At 32.6% G+C, this 20,807-nt stretch carries 14 protein-coding genes; 13 read left to right on the top strand and 1 reads right to left on the bottom strand.

The features are described from left to right. Window positions 1–14: 14 nt before the first annotated feature. The 13 genes from spoIIID to tagU (LOK41_RS18010) all read left to right on the top strand — a co-directional run bounded on the left by spoIIID (window position 15) and on the right by tagU (LOK41_RS18010) (window position 19,651). A complete protein-coding gene (gene spoIIID / locus LOK41_RS17950; RefSeq protein WP_174100447.1) occupies window positions 15–287 on the top strand; it encodes a sporulation transcriptional regulator SpoIIID in 273 nt (90 codons plus the stop codon). Between the two features lie 162 nt (window positions 288–449). Beyond that, window positions 450–1,451 (top strand): rod shape-determining protein, encoded by a 1,002-nt coding sequence (mreB, locus tag LOK41_RS17955; RefSeq protein ID WP_174100446.1) that lies wholly within the window; start codon window positions 450–452, stop codon window positions 1,449–1,451. A 463-nt stretch (window positions 1,452–1,914) separates the two neighbouring features. Continuing rightward, window positions 1,915–3,174 carry a glycosyltransferase family 4 protein gene (locus LOK41_RS17960; protein ID WP_241817681.1) on the top strand — a complete coding sequence of 420 codons (1,260 nt, stop codon included), beginning with the start codon at window positions 1,915–1,917 and terminating at the stop codon, window positions 3,172–3,174. Continuing rightward, window positions 3,125–4,423 carry a glycosyltransferase gene (locus LOK41_RS17965; RefSeq protein ID WP_241817682.1) on the top strand — a complete coding sequence of 433 codons (1,299 nt, stop codon included), beginning with the start codon at window positions 3,125–3,127 and terminating at the stop codon, window positions 4,421–4,423. Before LOK41_RS17960 ends, LOK41_RS17965 begins: the two co-directional genes overlap by 50 nt. 71 nt (window positions 4,424–4,494) lie before the next feature. Next, window positions 4,495–7,242, top strand: a complete 2,748-nt coding sequence (locus LOK41_RS17970) for a glycosyltransferase (protein ID WP_241817683.1) — start codon at window positions 4,495–4,497, stop codon at window positions 7,240–7,242. After that, window positions 7,239–8,714 carry a DUF6270 domain-containing protein gene (locus tag LOK41_RS17975; protein WP_241817684.1) on the top strand — a complete coding sequence of 492 codons (1,476 nt, stop codon included), beginning with the start codon at window positions 7,239–7,241 and terminating at the stop codon, window positions 8,712–8,714. Before LOK41_RS17970 ends, LOK41_RS17975 begins: the two co-directional genes overlap by 4 nt. Window positions 8,715–8,737: 23 nt before the next feature. Then, window positions 8,738–12,268, top strand: coding sequence for a bifunctional glycosyltransferase/CDP-glycerol:glycerophosphate glycerophosphotransferase (locus LOK41_RS17980; RefSeq protein ID WP_241817685.1), 3,531 nt, complete (start codon window positions 8,738–8,740; stop codon window positions 12,266–12,268). A gap of 3 nt (window positions 12,269–12,271) precedes the next feature. Further along, window positions 12,272–13,555, top strand: coding sequence for a nucleotide sugar dehydrogenase (locus LOK41_RS17985; RefSeq protein WP_241817686.1), 1,284 nt, complete (start codon window positions 12,272–12,274; stop codon window positions 13,553–13,555). Then, window positions 13,552–14,358, top strand: coding sequence for an ABC transporter permease (locus LOK41_RS17990; protein WP_174100439.1), 807 nt, complete (start codon window positions 13,552–13,554; stop codon window positions 14,356–14,358). Before LOK41_RS17985 ends, LOK41_RS17990 begins: the two co-directional genes overlap by 4 nt. A 15-nt stretch (window positions 14,359–14,373) precedes the next feature. Beyond that, window positions 14,374–16,026, top strand: a complete 1,653-nt coding sequence (tagH, locus tag LOK41_RS17995; RefSeq protein WP_241817687.1) for a teichoic acids export ABC transporter ATP-binding subunit TagH — start codon at window positions 14,374–14,376, stop codon at window positions 16,024–16,026. A gap of 504 nt (window positions 16,027–16,530) precedes the next feature. Then, window positions 16,531–16,965, top strand: coding sequence for a 3-hydroxyacyl-ACP dehydratase FabZ (gene fabZ / locus LOK41_RS18000; RefSeq protein WP_000884322.1), 435 nt, complete (start codon window positions 16,531–16,533; stop codon window positions 16,963–16,965). Window positions 16,966–17,191: 226 nt separating this feature from the next. After that, window positions 17,192–18,109 carry a polyisoprenyl-teichoic acid--peptidoglycan teichoic acid transferase TagU gene (tagU, locus tag LOK41_RS18005; protein ID WP_241817688.1) on the top strand — a complete coding sequence of 306 codons (918 nt, stop codon included), beginning with the start codon at window positions 17,192–17,194 and terminating at the stop codon, window positions 18,107–18,109. 633 nt (window positions 18,110–18,742) lie between these two features. Next, the gene (tagU, locus tag LOK41_RS18010) at window positions 18,743–19,651 is read left to right on the top strand and encodes a polyisoprenyl-teichoic acid--peptidoglycan teichoic acid transferase TagU (RefSeq protein WP_277818674.1); all 909 of its coding nucleotides are present in this window, start codon (window positions 18,743–18,745) and stop codon (window positions 19,649–19,651) included. A gap of 279 nt (window positions 19,652–19,930) precedes the next feature. Here the strand turns inward: tagU (LOK41_RS18010) and LOK41_RS18015 are convergent, their stop codons facing one another. Beyond that, on the bottom strand, window positions 19,931–20,707 hold the full coding sequence (locus tag LOK41_RS18015) for a LicD family protein (RefSeq protein WP_347269332.1): 777 nt from the start codon (window positions 20,705–20,707) through the stop codon (window positions 19,931–19,933). Window positions 20,708–20,807: the final 100 nt, after the last annotated feature.

Here is a 20,807-nt window from a genome sequence, read left to right on the forward strand (position 1 = left end):
GGGAGGCGAGTGGTGTGCACGATTACATCAAAGAGAGAACTATCAAGATTGGCAAGTATATCGTGGAGACAAGAAAAACAGTTCGTGTAATTGCGAAAGAGTTTGGGGTATCAAAAAGTACAGTTCATAAAGATTTGACAGAGCGCTTACCAGAAATTAATGCAGAGCTCGCAAATGAAGTGAAAGAAATTCTTGATTATCATAAGTCGATTCGTCACCTAAGAGGCGGGGAAGCGACGAAGCAAAAGTATCGAAAAGAAGATATAGAAAAAATCGTGCGGCAATAATTCAGTATACGGCAAACATTCCTTGATCATTACGGAACATTTTTCAGAAGAATTATTTTTTCAAATATTACGTTTCCGTTAAAATTATGATAAAATCAGGAATTAGGTGTAAAAGAATTCGGGTACAACCTGATTTTGAATATCAAGGAGGAAAAAGCAGGAATGTTTGCGAGAGATATCGGAATTGACCTAGGCACGGCTAACGTATTAATTCATGTAAAGGGTAAAGGGATCGTTTTAAACGAACCGTCTGTTGTAGCAATTGATCGCAATACTGGAAAAGTATTAGCGGTAGGTGAAGAGGCAAGAAGTATGGTAGGACGTACACCTGGTAATATTGTAGCGATTCGTCCGCTTAAAGATGGTGTAATTGCAGATTTCGAAATTACAGAAGCAATGTTAAAGTATTTCATTAACAAACTGGACGTGAAGAGCTTCTTTTCAAAACCTCGCATTTTAATTTGTTGTCCAACAAACATCACATCTGTCGAACAAAAAGCAATTCGTGAAGCCGCTGAACGTTCAGGTGGTAAAACAGTATTCTTAGAAGAAGAACCAAAAGTAGCTGCTGTTGGTGCTGGTATGGAAATCTTCCAACCAAGCGGAAATATGGTTGTTGATATTGGCGGAGGTACAACAGATATTGCCGTACTTTCAATGGGTGATATTGTTACCTCCTCCTCTATCAAAATGGCCGGCGACAAGTTTGATATGGAAATCTTAAACTATATTAAACGCAAGTACAAGCTATTAATCGGGGAACGTACATCAGAAGACATTAAAATTAAAGTCGGTACAGTATTCCCAGGTGCACGTAGTGAAGAACTTGAAATTCGGGGACGTGACATGGTAACGGGCTTACCACGTACAATCACAGTATGTTCAGAAGAAATTACAGAAGCATTAAAAGAAAACGCTTCTATCATTGTACAAGCTGCAAAAGGTGTATTAGAACGTACGCCACCAGAACTATCTGCAGACATCATTGACCGCGGCGTTATCCTAACAGGCGGCGGCGCATTACTACACGGTATCGACATGCTTCTAGCAGAAGAATTAAAAGTACCAGTACTAATTGCTGAAAACCCAATGCATTGTGTTGCTGTTGGTACAGGCATTATGTTAGAGAATATTGATAAATTGCCGAAGCGTTTGTTGAAGTAGTTATAGAAAACCATTTGAAGAGGTTATCCAGAAGTAACATATTTTGGAGGCCTCTTTATTTTATTTGGAAAATATTTCTGTTGCGTATGAAATACCCCTAGAAATACAATTTTTTGTTATGATTATTTTTGAATAGCAATTAAGCTTAAATATGAAAATAATGGATCCAATTAGTCGATATGTCTCGACATTATGATCCATTATTTTTTTTATTTTAGTATGCAGGAATGTAGAAAGTGGATTATTTAAGTCGAAAAATAGTAGATTTATTAGACATAATAGTTCAAATTTGTCAGATTTAATGATATTCTAGTATTTGTAAATTTCAAATTAACTTTGTAAACTTTAAGTTAAGTTTGTGAATTTGATTCAAATTATTTTCGGTATATAATTAACAAAATTAACAAATTTTTCTAATTAGGAATAGAGTATATAGTTGGTGCGGGGAGAAAAGGGGGAAAAGATGAAGAAAGTTTTGATAGTGGCGCAAAATTTCTATCCAGAAATTGGGAGTGCTGCGAATCGTATTAAAAATATATATTCAGAACTAACTGAAGAAGGATATGATGTCACGATTCTTACAACGGATCCTCGATATCCAAATCAAAATTTATATAAGAACCAGGAGTTTTGGGATGAGGAGTTCTTAGACAATGAAAAAATAATTCGTGTTAAGCCGAAAACACGAAAGTATACGAATAACATGATTAGAAGACTACTTTTATATTTAGAAATTACTTTTCGGTTTATTATGGTTATCTTTGGAATGAAAGAAAAATATGATTATGTATTTGTTTCAACACCCCCTATTTTTATAGGCTTAGCAGGTATATTCGCGAAAAAAAGGTTAAAGGCTAATCTTATTTTAGATGTTCGAGACTTATGGCCGGAATCTTTGTTAGGGGTAGGAGTTTTCTCAAATCGTTTTGTGTTATCTATTGCTTACGGTTTAGAGAAGTTTTTATATCGTTCAGCGGATCAAATTATTGTAAATAGTGAAGGATTTATTCCATATATCGAGTTGAAAGGAATTCCAAGGAATATTATATCTTTTATGCCCAATTCACTAACAGAGAAAGAATTAAAGATGGTAACACATCAGCTGGAAATGGACGATAAGAAGCAAGAGGACATTACAGTGATTTATACGGGGAACATTGGCTTAGCGCAAGATATTAGAAAATTAATTGACGTTGCAGAGCATTTGGAGAATTACAAGCATATTAAATTCAAAATTATTGGTTATGGATTTAAAAGCTATGAAGTAGCAGAAGTTATTAAGAGAAAAAGCCTTTCTAACATAGAAATTGTTAAGGCAAAAAGTCGTAGTGCCACTTTGAAAGAAGTTGCGAAGGCGCATATTGCGTATGTTAGCTTAGTAGATGAAAAAGTATTTCAAACAGTATTACCAGGAAAAATAATTGACTATATGTGTATGCAGAAACCTATTGTTGGAGACGTGTCTGGCTATGCAAAGAAAGTTATTACAGAAGCAGAGTGTGGCATTATCTCACATGATCGTACAGTTGAAGAATTAGGAAAACATATTTTAACTTTAGCTGAAAACGAAGTGGTGAGAAGAAGGAAAGGAAAGAATGGACACGGTTATGCTTTTCAACATTTAAGGTGGAAAAACAACATCAAAGTACTAACTAGCTTAATGGAGGAACAGGATGTCACAGCAGAAAGTTTGTATGTTCGTATGGAACCACTTCACAAATGATGCACGTGTTTTAAGAGAATGTACTGCATTAGCTGAAGCTGGATATGAAGTAGATTTAATATGTATTCATGATTGGAAACAACGTGACCTGCCGAAGTGGGAAATGCGAAAAGAAGGATTTACAGTTACACGTGTAAATAATCGCCTTCTGCCTTTACAGAAAGTGTTTGGGGCAGTCAATCGTGTGAAGCAGTTTGCTATGAAAAATGTGATTACAAAGTTACTATTTGCTGCAGGTGCTGCTTTTGCATTATGGAAGTTTCCGATAGTTACATCAGTTTTATTGTTATTTGCCATTTTATTTTCCGCAAAAAAAATAAGAACTTTAATTATTCGTTCATATATTTTGAGTCAAATGGTGAAAAATGGTTTGAAAAAGAAATATGATTTATATCATTCCAATGACCTGAATACGTTGCCACAAGGATGGTTGTGTGCAAAAGTATTTAGAAAGAAAAAACTAATTTATGATTCACATGAAGTGCAGACAAGTCGTACAGGATATAACAGTAAAATTTATGGGATTATGGAAAAATTCTATTTAAAATATACTGATGTAATGATTATGGAAAATCATACACGTGCAAAATATGCAGAGGATTTGTATGGATTTTATCCAAAAGTCATCCATAATTATCCTTTCGTTACGCAACCAGAACAAAACGATTCGGTTAATTTGCATAAAATGTTAGGCCTTCCAGTAGGAGAGCCAATACTTTTATATCAAGGTGGTATTCAAACAGGAAGAGGATTAGATAAATTAATACAAGCAGTGCCGATGTTTAAAAGGGGGACTGTTGTATTTATTGGTGATGGACGTATTAAACCTGACTTGCAAAAAATGGTCATGGAATTAGGGTTAGAAAACAAGGTAAAATTTATGCCAAAGGTACCTGTCAATGAATTACTACACTATACTAAAAATGCTTATCTAGGTTTTCAGGTGTTAAATAATGTTTGCTTTAATCATTATTCAGCCTCATCTAATAAATTATTTGAGTACATGATGAGCGGAGTACCTGTTATTGCTTGTAGTTTTCCTGAAATTCAAAGGGTTGTAGAAAAAGAATATACAGGCATTTGTGTAGATTCGCATGATCCAGCTTCTATTGCTGAAGGTGTGAACTATTTACTTAATCATCCAGAAGAACGTGAAAAAATGAGACGAAATTGTTTTACCGCACGTGAAAATTATAATTGGGAAAATGAAAAAAAGATTTTCGTAGATATATATAAGAGTTTGCAATAACGTAAAGATATAGAAGGTGCTCTTCTATTCTTTACGTTATTGTACGGTTTAGAAAATGGGGTTGATGATTGTTGATAGAGACGAAATTAAGTGTTGTAATTACGAATTATAATAAAGAACAGTATTTAGAACAGTGTCTGGAATCTGTTATCGACCAAACATTGAAGAACATTGAGATTATTGTTGTAGATGATGGATCAACGGATAGTAGTGTGACAGTTTTACAGCAGTATGAAAAACAACATAATCATTTAACCGTCTATACGCAGAAGAATACAGGGGTAAGTGCTGCGCGAAATGTTGGGCTTCAACAAGCGAAAGGGGAATATGTTACATTCTTAGATGCGGACGATTATGTCGATCCAACAGCGTATCAAAAGTTATGGGAGCTGGCCAATCAGGAAAAAGCAGATATGGCCATCGCAAATATTACTTGTTTTAATGAGTATAGACGTTGGCCGCTTTCATATATGAAAAAAGTATTGGATAAAAAGCTGCCGGTTATCAGACAAATTACAACGAACCCAGAATTACATTTTACTCCATCTGCTAGCAATAAAATCTTCAAAAGAGAGTTGTGTAGACAACATAAGGCCTATTTTGATGAAGATTTATGGGTAGGGGAAGATCTATTATTTACACAAAGGTGTTTACTTGTGGCAGAAAAGGTCGCTGTAAAAGATATTCCTTTTCTTAATTATAGAGTGCTAGATGGCGGGAATAATCTTTCTAAGCAAGCACGCATTTCATTTTTTAAACAACTAGTTACATTACAAAAAAAGCTGACAAATTTGTATGAGACGCTTCAGAAAACCTCGTATATTCAGTTCATTGAGAGAAGACAATGGAAATTCTTTGTTGATTCTATTATTTTAAAAGGTTCGAGCTTTTCAAAAGAACAGCTCTCTCAAGTTATTCAGCTGGGAAATGAATTTTTATCAAACGTATGCGTTTCAAATATTACAGAGAATTTAAATATACGTGATCAATTAGTGACAGAAATGATTAAGCAGAATGACTGTGTATCATTAGAAAAGTTACTAGTTATTATTCAAGATGAATCGATTTGTAAAGAACATGTTTATGAAAATGAACAATATTATTATTATTATTATCTTTACCAATTCTTCCCTCAATATAAGGCGTTGTTGCGAGTCAGTAAGTTAATATTGAATCATCGAATCGAGGGTATAAAACTTCGTAAAGAAATTCTAACACTTAGTGGATATGCCTTTATTGAAAATATGTCGACAAAGAGAATAAAAAAAGAATTGGTATTTCGTAAAAAAGGAACTACTAAAATAATTCAACTAAAAAGCTCCTTACGTACCGATATAACATATCTATTTTCTAACAATACAATTGATTATAATGATGCGGGGTTTGAAACAATAGAAGTCAATGTGAAAGATTTGTTAGAAGAGGGAGAATGGAAAATATCTATACGCCTCAGCATAGGGAATACTGTTGTTGAAGAACCAATGAAGGTTCTATTAGCACAGTTACGCAATAATACAAAGCATCAAAATATAAATCCATTAGAAATTAGAATGCTATATAAAAATAGTGAAGCTACCATTCACATTCGTAAGTGTAATTATAGACAGCGAATAATGAATAAATATCGCGAAATAAAACGCGCAATGCGCTATGATATAGGTTTATTTAAACGAAAGAATTATACAACATTCTTTGCAATCATGGCCTATAAATTGTTCGGTTCATATTTTCGTAAAAAGAAAATATGGTTAATTGGTGAAAGGCAGGATACGGCACAAGACAACTCGTATCACTTGTTTAGTTATATTCGAAAAGAACATCCTGAGATTCCGATCTTTTATATTATTGATAAGCAATGTAATGATTATCAAAACATTAAAGAACTAGGTAATATTATTCAGTTTGGGAGTTTTAAACATACATTCTATTTGCTGGTTTGTAATAAGACAATTAACAGTTATTCGGAAACAGCAAATATGTATACAGATGCTTATAAACATATTTTAAAGTACTATCCAGAATGGCAGCAAAATAAGAAAATCTTTATTCAACATGGAGTAATAGGCGTAAGCCGAGTAAATCATGTATTAAATAAAAACAGGATGGGATATTCTTTGTTTGTTGTATCTTCCCAATTTGAAAAGGATCATATTGTAAAAGAATTTGGTTATGCAGAAGACGAAGTGATTGTAACGGGACTTGCACGCTGGGATGCATTGCAAGATGAGAGTAAAGGAAATGAAATTTTACTCATGCCAACTTGGAGAAGCTGGATTAAAACGAAAGAACAATTAATGGAATCTAAGTATTGGAAAACATATATATCATTTTTACAAAGTAAACAACTTCATCAAATATTAGAAGAACAAGATTTGACATTGACGTTTTTTCCGCATTACCAGACTCAAAAATTTGGTGCAGAAATGCCTGTATTTCATGAAAAAATTAAAGTTGTTAAGCAAGGGGAAGAAACAGTACAAAGTCTATTAAAAAGACATCGATTATTAATTACAGATTATTCTACTGTTTCGTTTGATTTTGCTTATATGAATAAACCCGTTATTTTCTATCAGTTTGATTATGATGAGTTTTATTCTAGGCATTATAATGAAGGGCCGATTGACCATAAGCAAGATTTATTTGGTCCTGTGGTGATGGATTTAGATATGGTTCTTCAAAGCACATTACAATATTTTAATGAGGAAAATTCATTTTGCACCTTCCAAAGTAAAAGAAAAAAATACTTAGTACAAGATACACGTTTACATTGTGAGGCAATATTAAAAAAAATATCTAGATTAGAGGAAAAAAAATTATGAAAGTTATTACTATTGGAACAGGAAGTCAGTTGTTATTCGATTTATGTAACAAGCCAGGTATATCTTTAATTGATAGTATATATAAAACAAATGTAATGAGTTTAATGTCTAAACCAATCAAAGGATTACAGCAGCAAACTACAGTAGAATTAAATCGCTATGCATTAGAACAATTGCAAAAAGGATATTTTAAACGGTTATCTCAAAAGGCAAAAGAGAGTGACTATATCATTATAGATTTTTTGGATGAAATGTATAGTTCGGTAAAGGAAGATGGAAGTTTTATTACTTTAAATTATGATGTTCAAAATAGTTCATTAATGAAAGTTTTAAAAGATAATGAAATTTATCCAAATGAGCTTAATGAAGAATGGTATAGTACATGCTTATTATTAATAGATGAGTTAAAAAAGCTAATTTCTAATAAAAAGATTATCCTTCATGAAATGTATTTAGCAGAAAAGTACAAAAAAGACGGGGGATTATTAGAGTTTTCTAATGTAGAAGAGATTAGAAAACTTAATAAAATTTTAAAGGGGAAATATGAATTTTTTAAAGAAAATTTTGAAGGGATTAATGTTATAAATATAGATCAGAACTATGCAGATGCTAACCATAAATATTTATTAAGACCGCATCTGTTAAGTACTAGTTATTACGAATGTTTGCATGACATCCTGTGTAATAACCTTACTATGAAACGAGAACAATATAGTAATCCCTATTCAAAGGTAAAAATGTTCATATTGGGTAGCTGTGATTCTAGAGATATTTTTAGAGTATATGAGGAACATAAGGGGTATCCGAAATATGAAATAATAGACTATTATGCTAGAAGTAGCGTTATTAGTTTAATAGCGAAATCATTACCCTATAAAGAAGAACAGATATCTTTGACTAGTAACTTTAGAAGAAAGTCGTTATATAGAGATTTAGATAAAACTTTTGTGAAGGATTTAAAAGAAATAGCTAAGAAAGTCGATTATTTAGTAATAGATTTCATGGAAGAGCGGTTTGATATTTTAAAATATAACGATACGTATCTTACAAGGAGTTGGGAATATAGGGAATCAAATTTACAAAACGAATTTAATGCTACAGTATTAGACCGATTTGATTCAACTTTAACAAAGGTTTGGGAAGAAAATTGCCTTAGATTTATCGAGGAACTGAAAAGGTATTTTCGTCCAGAGCAAATTATTTTAAATGATGTTCAAATGGTAAATTCTTATTTTAAAGACGGTCAGATGCATTTGTTTGAAAATCAAGAATATATTTGTAATTTCAATAAAGTAGTGGCTCATTATAATCAATATTTCAAAGAAAACTTTGAAGGAATAAATGTAATTAGACCAAAAGATAAAAGTTATTTTTACTGTGATGCAAAACATTTATGGGGATGCTTTCCGTATCACTTTAATGATAGATATTATTTAGAGTTAGAAAAACAAATGAGAGAAATTATAGGTTAAGCAAGGATAGAAAGGTGAGTGGAATGAATATAATCTCTTTAGGTTATGAAACAGGCACGATATTAAGTATGACTTCTAATGAAAAGTTTTATGTGGATATTGACTATACACTAGGTTCTGTTATAAGTGTAATGTCTCCAGCGTTAAATATTAATCCTAAATTAATACAACCAGCAGTATATAATAAGCAAGTTATTTTAGCTAATGAGCTAAATAAAAGAATTGTAAAAGATATCGAAGAGCTAGGAAGAAAAAAAGATTATATTATTATAGATTTATTAGATGAAAGATATAATTTGTTAAAATATAAAGATACTATGATTTTAGATAGTTGGCTATTAAAAGATAGTAATTTATACTCAGAGATAAAAGGTAGTTCTAGTGTTATTTCGAATGTTGATTTTAACCTTTGGCAAAAACAATGTGATGAGTTTATAAAACTTTTAAATACTTACTTTGCTAATAGAGTAATTATTCATGAAATGTACCTATCAGAACAATATTTAAAAGATGGGGAATTCACAGAATTTAGAAATATCAATGAAATTAGAGCGTGGAATGGGCAACTCAGACAATATTACAAATATTTAAAAGAACATGTTCCAAATGCTAAAGTAATTAGTATTGAAAAAAATAACTATTCTGATCTATCTTTAATCAAGGTTTTAAATCCTGCAAAAAAGAATGAGCAGTATATTGAACAGCTTGTAGAAGAAATCCAAAGTTTACATCAAGATAAGGAATATACTTACAACGCTGCAGTTGTTATTGCAAGTTACAATGTTGAAAACTACATTGAGGAAGCAATTCAATCTGTACTAAAACAAACATTAGAAAATGTACAAGTTGTAGTGGTAGATGACGGATCAAAGGATAAGACACAAAATATTATTAGAGATATGGCTAGCAAGCATACAAATATAACATATCAATTTTTAGAGAACACAGGAAGTCCATCAGAACCAAGAAATGTAGGTATAAGTCTAGCTGATGCAAAATACATTACATTTTTAGATGGAGATGATTATTTAGGGCTTGACGCTTGTGAGAAAATGTATTCATATGCGGAAGAACAACAGGCTGATTTAGTTGTAGGTAAAATGATGTCTTTTGTAGGTGAATCATTCTTTGAGTCTTCTAAAGTAAATCCAAGGTTTGCTGAAAGATATAAATATGAAAGTAGTATTGAGGGGTATAAAGAAACCCATATTAAACATAATCCAATTTTATATTTATTCCCAAGTTCATGTGCTAAATTTTATAAATCAGAATTAATTCAAAGAACTCGTTTTAATAAGCATATTAAATATGGAGAAGATTTCTTATTTGCAGTTGAAAGCTTTTTTGATTCTAGAAAGACGATTTTGATTGAGGATTTCGTGTACTATTATCGTGGTAGACGTGAAACAGATAATGAGTCCACAACTCAACAAAAAACACTTAAAAATTTATCAGATTTGCAAATAGCATTGGGGGCGGTAGACAAGATTATCAATAAAAATGTTTTTTCTATCGCTAGGTTAGAAAAGTTCCATAATGATATTCAATATTATAGAATGCTGGAAGCAAACCAGCATATCGCTAATATTCTCGATTATCCGGAAAATGAGCAAGTTCAAGCATTGAAAATAATTAAAGATACTTTATTTAGTAAAGGCTTTGATCAAGAAAAAATAAAAATCTTTTCTATTATGAATTATGTTAAATTATCACTTCTAATTACTGAAAAATACGGAGAGCTAATAACCTTATCTCAATTACTTAATAAGGTTACGATGTATGATTATGTAGATCAATTTCCTTTTAAAACTCTAAAGCGTAACGATAATCTTTATTTTTCTTTCATGTATAAGAAGAAAGAGATTTTAGTTGATATTACACACGTTTTTGAATCTACTAAACTAGTTAATCGTTTACTTGATATCAAATTTATGGATAACCAAATGGTTTTAAGAGGCTTGGCTTATTTTAACAATATTTCAATAACGAATAAAAAAGACATTAAACATACTATTGTAATGAAACATCGAAAAAATGAAATAGAATATCGTTTTACACCAGACTATGCATATAATAATAAATTTTCTTCTTCTCGTTTTAAGTATGGTCATGGTGGATATGAGGTTATCATTCAATTTGATGGAAATATTGAACCTGGTGGATATGACTTTTTTATTGAGACTGACTTTTTAGGTGTTCAAAAGAGTATAGCACTTGGAGGTATGAATAATAAATTCATTTATAAAGCAAATAATTACTTCATGGAAAGTGACAAGGGAAGATTCGAGGTTATTCCTATTGTTAAGACCAGAAGTAAGTTGGCTTTGAATTACAAAAAATTTAATAGCAAGTGGGAGTATTTAAAAAGAAGAGTAGTTTCTAATATGCGAAAAAAGCAGTATTCAATGAAGCAAATTAAAAACAATAATTATATTAGTAAATCTAAGAAATTAAAACTCTTTTTAGGAGTAGTAACAGAAGATATTTCACACCTATTGCTTCATAAAAAAGAAATTTGGTTAGTAGGAGAAAAATTAGGGGATTCTGCAGGTGATACTGGATATTGGTTCTTCAAGCATTGTAGGGAAAAGTATCCTAGCAAAAATGTATACTATTTAATCGATAAAAAATCTCCTGATTATGCTAAGGTTAAAAAGCTAGGACGCGTTGTTCCGTTTTATAGTTTAAAACATATTATTTATTCTATGAATGCTAAATATGTATTTAGTAGTGACAATGTAAATATACTATTACCATCTAATATTAAGCATTTAAGAAAAGCTACACGTGTATTTATCCAACATGGTATCATTCTCCCTGGACGAGTAGAGAATGTATATCATTCCAATAAAGATTTGGCAGACTACATTTTGACAAGTAGTAATCTAGAAACACAAATAATTAAAAATCATTTTGGCTACAATAGTGAAGAGATTTGGAATTGTGGGCTTCCTAGATTTGATACGTTACAAAATAAAGAGAGAGAAAAACGTATCATGATGACATTTACTTGGCGTAAAAATATCCAAAATCTAGAGCAATTAATGGAAAGTAAGTATTTTACAGCAATTCAATCATTATTGCATAATAGTAAGTTTATAAAAACGTTAGAAAGAAATAATATTATACTAGATGTATGTTTACATCCAAGAACGTGTCAACTTTTAGAAGAGGATAATTCAGGTATCTTAAATAGCTTGAAAACATCACCAAATATTGAAATTCATGATTTCAATAAAGCAAATGTAAGGGAATTAATTGAAAGAAGTTCTATGATGTTGACGGACTATTCAAGTATTTCTTTTGATTTTGTATACCTTGAGAAACCAATTATTAATTACTTGTTCCAAAATAATACGCCAATTTCTGAAGAAAATATTAAAAATGTATTACCAGGATATGTGTCTTATTCAGAAGATGATGTAATCCATGCTGTGGAATCATATTTAGTAAAACAAAGACGACTTAAGAAAATTAATAAGAAGCATTATATTAAATATGATGATGGGCGCAACTGTGATAGACTTGTGAAATTTGCTAGTGGGAGTCGATGATTTGTGAAAATCTGCGTAATAGGCCTAGGTTATATCGGTCTCCCTACTTCCGCCATGTTTGCAAAACATGGCGCTGAAGTAGTGGGGGTTGATATTAATCCAGGTGTTGTAGACAAATTAAACCGAGGAGAAATTCATATTGAAGAGCCGGGACTTGGAGAGGCTGTGAAAGAAGCAGTAAATGCAGGGACGCTACGTGCTTCGCTTACACCAGAAGCGGCAGATGTTTTTATTGTTTCTGTTCCAACTCCAAATTACGAAGATCAGTATAAGTCATGTGATTTGACTGGTGTATTGATGGCAGTAAAGAAAATTCTTCCTCACGTTAAACCAGGGAACGTATTAATAGTAGAATCAACAATTGCTCCACGAAGTATGGATGATTATGTAAAGCCTTTAGTTGAAGAGGCTGGTTTTACAGTTGGTAAAGATATATATTTAGTGCATTGTCCAGAAAGAGTACTTCCAGGGAAAATTATGGAGGAAATTGTTTTTAATAATAGAATTGTAGGTGGAATAACGCCCAATTGTGCCCGAATGGGTGCAAAGGTATATGAAACGTTTGTACAAGGTGAAATAGTTGAGACAGATGCAAAAACAGCAGAGATGTCTAAGTTAATGGAAAATACGTTTCGAGATGTTAATATTGCATTGTCAAATGAATTAGCAAAGGTATGTAATAAACTCGAAATCAATGTATTGGATGTTATTGAAATGGCAAACAAACATCCCCGTGTAAACCTAAATCAGCCAGGCCCGGGTGTAGGAGGTCATTGCTTAGCTGTTGATCCATATTTTATTGTGGCAAAGGCGCCAGAACTGACAAATATTATTCAAATGTCCCGAGATACAAACATTTCTATGCCCCCCTATGTTGTAGAGAATGTTAGAAAATTACTTAAAGGAATTGAGAAACCAAAAGTTGCTGTGTTTGGCGTGACTTATAAAGGAAACACAGATGATATGAGGGGAAGTCCAGCCCTAGAAATTCTAGATTTACTGCATGAACAAGGATACACGGTTGCAATTCATGATCCATACATTCAAGCGAATTTCTTTAAAACATTACCAGCAGAAGAAGCGGTGGAAGCAGCCGATTTACTTCTTGTATTAGCAGATCATAGTGAGTTTAGCGGTATGGATTATAACAAATTAGCTTCTAAAATGAGACAGCCATTTCTTTTTGATACTCGTAATTGTATAAAAGAAAATCCGAAAAGTAGTATGAAGATTATTCATTTTGGGAATCTATACAAGGTGTTACAGGAAAATGAGGTTACCGTATGAAAGCAATAAAGAGTGTTTTTCGTGAACAATTAGATAATCTATATTTAATGGGAAGACTTTCTTCGTATGAGATTAAGCAACAATATGCATCAAGTACGTTAGGGGTTATATGGGTATTTTTAAATCCATTAACACAAATCTTAGTTTACTGGTTAGTATTTGGTCTAGGTATTCGAGGTGGAGCACCTGTAGAGGGGGTGCCTTTCTTTGTTTGGATGATATGTGGTATTATCCCGTGGTTTTTTATTAACGGTTCAATTATACAGGGGTCAAATTCTATTTATGCTAAGCTTAGCACGGTTTCTAAGATGAATTTCCCATTAAGTGTAATTCCAACGTATGTCATATTGTCGCAATTATATACACACATAATTTTACTTGCCGTGTTAATAATTATTATATTATTTATTAAAGGGCTAAGTTTTCTTAGTATAGTTGGATTGATATATTGTATAGTTTCTACTTTTTGTTTCTTAATTGCATTGGCTTTTATTACTTCTACAATCTCTACTATTTCAAGAGATATACATTTATTTATTCAATCCATTACAAGGATGTTATTCTATTTAACACCAGTATTGTGGAAACCAAGTGAGCATATGAGTGGTATTTTTGCATTCTTAATGAAGGTAAACCCATTTTACTATGTAGTAGAAGGGTATAGGCTTTCCTTATTGCACGGTGATATTAGCTTTATATGGTCACCATATACATTATACTTCTGGGGAATCGCGATTATCTTGTTTGTGATTGGATCAATGTTTCATATAAGGTTCCGCAAGCAGTTTGTTGACTACTTATAAAAGGTGAATGATTCAATGAATTATAAAGTGAAGTTCGAGCATGTTACAAAAAAATATAAGATGTACAACAAGCCTTCTGATAAATTAAAGGATTTATTTTTTAAGAGTGAAGATGGTGAGTACCATTATGCTTTAAACAATATATCATTTGAAGTGCCAGAAGGAGAAATTGTTGGAATTGTAGGTTTAAATGGTTCGGGAAAGAGTACGTTATCCAATTTAATTGCAGGTGTAACAATTCCTAATAAAGGGAAAGTGAATGTTAAAGGTTCTGCAGCATTAATTGCGATTTCTTCAGGGCTAAATAACCAATTAACAGGAATTGAAAATATCGAGCTAAAAGGTTTAATGATGGGGCTTACGAAAGAACAGATTCAGGAAATTACGCCTAAGGTTATTGAATTTGCTGATATTGGAAAGTTTATGTATCAGCCTGTTAAAACATATTCAAGCGGAATGAAATCAAGAATTGGATTTGCAATTTCAGTTCATATTGACCCAGACATTTTGGTGATCGATGAAGCACTTTCTGTTGGTGATCAAACTTTTACAAAAAAATGCTTAGATAAAATGAATGAATTTAAAGAAAAAGGAAAAACAATTTTCTTTATTAGTCATTCTTTGTCCCAAGTACAAAGTTTTTGTACAAAGGCCCTTTGGCTACACTATGGTCAAGTGAAAGAGTATGGAGATATAAAAGAAGTAGTTACACATTATGGTGATTTCTTAAAACAGTATAATCAAATGACTGCTGAAGAGAGAAAGCAGCTGCGTGAAGAACAAACTTCACAGTTTCAACATGGTTTATTGCAAGAGCAACCAACAAAAGTTCAAAAGAACCATTCTGAGTTCAAAACACACCGTCGCAAGTTCAAAAAGAAAAGCGGTGTAATAATGGGGATTTGCTTAGCTCTTATGGCTGGGATAATCACAACAGGATTTTATTATAAAGAATTGCTTCCGATGAAAAAAGGAAATGATACTATAGAAAAGTCTGTTCAAAGTAAAGGTAATACTGAGAGTAAGCAAGCTAAAGAAGATTCGTCTAAGGATAAGAAATATATAGTAAATAGCAATAGTATTAGCATTCGGAAAGAACCAAGTACAAGCAGTGAGCGTCTAGCGGTAGCTAACTTTGGAGAAATCTTTACCGCGTCTAATAGTAAAAAGAATACTGAGACTGGTAGTGAGTGGGTACAAGTCGCATTACCAACAGGTGAAGCTGGATGGATGAATACACAGTATGTCGTACCATTTACACCGAGCAATGATGCAATAGTTGATGAAAAATTAGATGATGTAACAGCCTTATTAAAGCGTGTATACGGATTGGAATTTGTAAAAGCTCCTACATACTTTGGAAAGACGTTAAATGAACTCAAGGCAGAATACCCTCGGTCATTGACTTCATCACAAAGTATAGGGGAGAAAACAACTTATAAGGATGGAAATATTAAATTTGTTATTTCTCAAGACAAAGTAATAGAAGTTGTATTCGAAGATATTTCAATGTCTATTGCTAAGTTGCATGAATTACTTGGTAAAGAAAATATAAGTAATGATTCAGAGAAAAACTACTTCTATGAATCAAAAAGTTATTATATTGCAGCACGTTCTGATCAAACACATGCAGAAATTCAATCCTTATCGATTGTGAAGAAAAAATAAAAGGTATATACTTTTAAAGATTTTCCTCTTTATTAAAGTTTAATCCTTTTTGAATTACAGTTTATCTTGTAGAAAGAAGCTTTTCTTTTAGAATGCCGTATTTGTGTGTGCTGTTAATTTTAATTTCTAAATATAACATTTAAGATAATGTAAGCTAAAAAGAGAAATTGATAGTAATTATGAAGAATAACGAGAAAAAAGGGAAAATATTAGGTTTTTCTTTCTTATTTCTCTCCTTTATAATAAGTCGTGAATACGACACTTAAGGCAAACAATGTTTTATACTAATTGCCTTTCCCTAACTTGGGTATACACTCTTTTCAACCTCCGTGTCAGCAATAATAATATTTTATTATGCCGAAAAGAGTGTATACATTTTTTAAAAACGTTACGAAGCAGAAATAATGCTTCGTTTTTTTATAATGACAAATAATAGACAAAATGGGATAATAAAATCATGAACCTAAGTGGTATGACCAATTTAGCGTGTAAGGAGAGAATAGTATGTTAGATATACAACAAATAAAAGAAATTATTCCGCATCGTTATCCATTTTTACTTGTTGATCAAATTCTAGAGGTAGAAGAAGGAAAGCGTGCGGTTGGAATTAAAAATGTAACGGCAAACGAAGAGTACTTCAACGGGCATTTTCCTGATTATCCTGTAATGCCAGGTGTTTTAATTGTAGAAGCATTAGCACAGGTTGGTGCTGTTGCAGTACTTAAGAAAGAGGAAAATCGTGGTCGCCTTGCATTCTTTGCCGGCATTGACAATTGCCGTTTCAAACGTCAAGTTCGTCCAGGTGATCAGCTTCGCCTAGAAGTGGAAATGACACGTGTACGTGGACCAATCGGAAAAGGAAAAGCAGTTGCAACTGTAAACGGTGAAATTGCATGTGAAGCTGAAATTACATTTGCACTGGGTGATAAGAAAGAATAAGCAGTATCTACTAAAAGGATGTTACTTCAAGGGGACAAATGGCAAGGATTATTTTTAATCCTTACTATTTGTCTCTTTTTATTAACAACAAGATTAAGGGGATAACTAGTAAAAATCAAAATATATCGTATAATGGTTTTGGGTCAATAAAAGGTGGGGAAATGCATAGAGTGTTTCTTTTCACAATAAAATCGCTCGTGTAATAAATAGAAAGAGGGTTGAAGAGATGAAAAAGAAGATCCTACTTTGGATTTTAGGAATTGTAGGTGTACTTATAATTGGTACAGGTATTTATGCATATAGTGTTTATTCATCTGTCTCAAGTACATTAGATAAAGTTCATAAGCCGTTAGATCGTGACCATTCGAAGAAACGTACAGAAGAAGTAAAAGTAGCAGATTCAAAACCGGTATCCATCCTATTAATGGGTGCAGATGAGCGTGCAGGTGACCAAGGGCGTTCTGACTCGCTAATGGTAATTACTTTAAATCCGAAACAACAATCAATGAAACTGTTAAGCATTCCTCGCGATACATATACAGAGATCGTTGGTAAAGGGAAAAAAGATAAGATTAACCATGCGTATGCATTTGGTGGTATTAATATGTCTGTTGATACAGTAGAAAACTTTTTGAATATGCCAATTGATTATTATATTGAAGTAAATATGGAAGGGTTTAAGGACATTGTTGATGTGGTCGGTGGTGTAGATGTAAACAATGATTTAGAATTCACACAAGATCGTACACATTTTGCAAAAGGTAATATCCATTTAACAGGTGAAGATGCACTAAAATATACACGTATGAGAAAGCAAGACCCACGTGGAGATTTTGGTCGTCAAATGCGTCAACGCCAAGTACTACAAGCTGTTATTAGTAAAGGAGCGAATTTCTCCTCTCTTGCAAACTATGGTGATGTGTTAAAGGCGGTTGAGAAAAACGTGAAAACAAACTTAACACAAGATCAAATGTTTGATATGCAAAAGAATTATAAAGACGCAATGCAAAATAAAGAAGAAATTCAAATTAAAGGTGATGGGCACAAAGCAGAAGATGGTGTTTGGTATTACTTTGTGTCTGAACAAGATCGTAAAGACTTATCGAATAAGCTAAGAGAACACCTTGAATTAAAAGGAAATTAATATTTCAAAGGGAAGCCAATTGTTGATAAAAACAGTTGGTTTCTTTTTTGAAAGAATGATAGAAGGGAAATGAACAGTATTTGGATAGTATTTATAAAACAATTAATTGAAACTTTGCTGTTATGTTGTTAAAAAGGTAAATCTGTCGATAAATGGATTCTCTTTTTTAAACAAACATTTGATTAAAAAATATAGAAGATTTTTGGAGAAACTTTCTCAACTTAAAGTCTAAAAACGCTGTTGAAAAATAGAATTGGAATTTATTATGGAAACATTTTTATGAATAAGATATTATAAACATACAGAATGATGTGTGATATATCAACTGGTTAAACCAATTACACCCATATATTACCTTTATATGGCGAATGTTACATATTTGTTAGTATTTGCATAGAACAATACATTGGGTAGTTTAAATGAAAATGTTGTTTGAATTAATTTGGGCGAAATTCACAGGTAAGGAAATAAAGTCCGGTTGTCTATATAGCAACTGGGCTTTATTTGTGTTGGGTAAAAAGAATATCCTACTCTATACACCATTTGGTTTCAAAAGCGGTTTCTGTGTATAATGAAATTAGTATTTTATTCCTCAAAAAACTATAAAGCCGATTCAAGAAAGAAGGTTACATAATGAAGAAAATTCTGTTTTGGATACTTGGTATTATTGTTGTTCTTCTAATCGCGGGAGGCGGTTATGCGTATTATATGTACTCATCTGTTACGGGAACACTCGATAAAGTGTATAAGCCGCTTGAACGAGATCATTCTACGAAACGATCTACTGATGTGAAGTTAGGAAATAAAGAGCCTGTGTCTATTTTATTATTAGGCGCAGACGAGCGCGGGGCAGATAAGGGGCGTTCGGATTCGATTATGTTGTTGACATTAAATCCGAAAGATAGTTCGATGAAAATTGTAAGTATTCCTCGTGATACATATACGGAGATTGTTGGGAAAGGGAAGAAGGATAAAATCAACCATGCGTATGCATTTGGCGGCATTGATATGTCTGTGAAGACGGTTGAAAATTTCTTAGATATTCCGGTGGATTATTATATTGAAGTAAATATGGAAGGTTTTAAGGATATTGTTGACGCTGTTGGTGGAATCGATGTGTATAATGATATAGCATTTACCCTTGAAGGGATGTCATTTGAGAAAGGGAATATCCATTTAAATGGCGAGCAAGCACTGAAGTATACACGTATGCGTAAGGAAGACCCGCGCGGCGATTTCGGTCGTCAAATGCGTCAGCGTCAAGTACTAGAAGCGGTTATTAGTAAAGGGGCGAATATATCGTCCGTTACAAAGCTTGGCACGATGTTAGGAGCAGTTGAGCAAAACGTAAAGACAAATTTAAATCAGGATCAAATGTGGGATCTTCAAAGCAATTATAAAGCTGCGATGAATAAGAAAGAAGAGATTCAAATTCCTGGTGATGGTCGTAAGCAAGGTGGCGTTTGGTACTACTTTGTATCAGATAAAGATCGTCAAGACTTGTCTAATAAGTTAAAAGCTCATTTAGAGTTAACAAAATAGCAGTTAGTATAATAAGAAGCCTAATGACCCTGTTTTGGGAAATTAGGCTTCTTTGATGTTATTTACATAAATCCATTTTGATTTTTCACATATAAGTTGCTAAGAAGAACAAAAGGTAACCTGCTACTCGTTTTCTCTCTTTGTTTTTCCATGGCATGGGGCAGGAAAAGGGTCTGACTGCTCTTTCCTACCTAAAAAGAAGGGTTTTATATTGGTATTTATATAGTAAATAATAGGCGCTACGTATACTTTACGTAGCGCCTTATTTTTGTACTGCTTTTATATGCTTTTCTTCGTCACCTTTAAATTTTGCATATGAGCTTGTTGTTTACTTTCTTCTGGTATTTGCATGTAGTCTCCATACATTCCCGATAAGTAGCGATCTGCATCGTTTGGAACAGGGAACATGTGTCCATCGAAAATACCTTCTTTTAATGGGAAGATTTCACTAAGCTCGAAGTTATGCCATCTGTAATAGCCAGTTTCCAGTCCGTATGTTACAGCGTCTGTTTTTTTTAGGCCTTTTGCATATAGTTTAAAGAATTTCGATTTGTTTAGAATTCTTCTCGCTAGATCTGCAGGGCCGTTTATTTTTGAAGGATAATTGATTGCGGCAAGTTTGCGTACAATTTTTTCTAACGGCGTTGCCGATTCAGAAACGTAGTCAAATGGGAAAATATCAATTGATATTCCTTTTCTTTGTGTACCATCGCTTTCTTCCCACTCAAAGTCATCTAAGTAGAGAATTTTTGTCCAGTTATGTTTGCCGTGCGTGTTCACTTTTTCAGTTTCTAGTTTATACGGCTCAGGTAGATGGTTTGGAATAATGTGCAAAAATCTCTCGTAGTCTTCTCTTAGCATCGCAAGGTCTGCATCGTCATCCCAGGGGATAAATCCTTTATGTCTAACAGACCCTAGTAAAGTACCGTCTGTGATCCAAAATTTAATATCATGTTCTTTACAAATTTTATGAATCGTTATAAGCATATGCAGCATTACTTTTTGAGCTTGCTCTAACGGCGATAATTGTGTTGCATTCAAATCAAGTTCCTCCATTTTTTTAATCAATACGACAAATTCTGACATCATAAATAAGTATACATCAGTGCTAAATTGATACGCAACCACCGTCTTTTTATATATTGTCCCTTATACG

It is taken from the genome of Bacillus sp. TL12, assembly GCF_022625245.1.
Taxonomy (GTDB): domain Bacteria; phylum Bacillota; class Bacilli; order Bacillales; family Bacillaceae_G; genus Bacillus_A.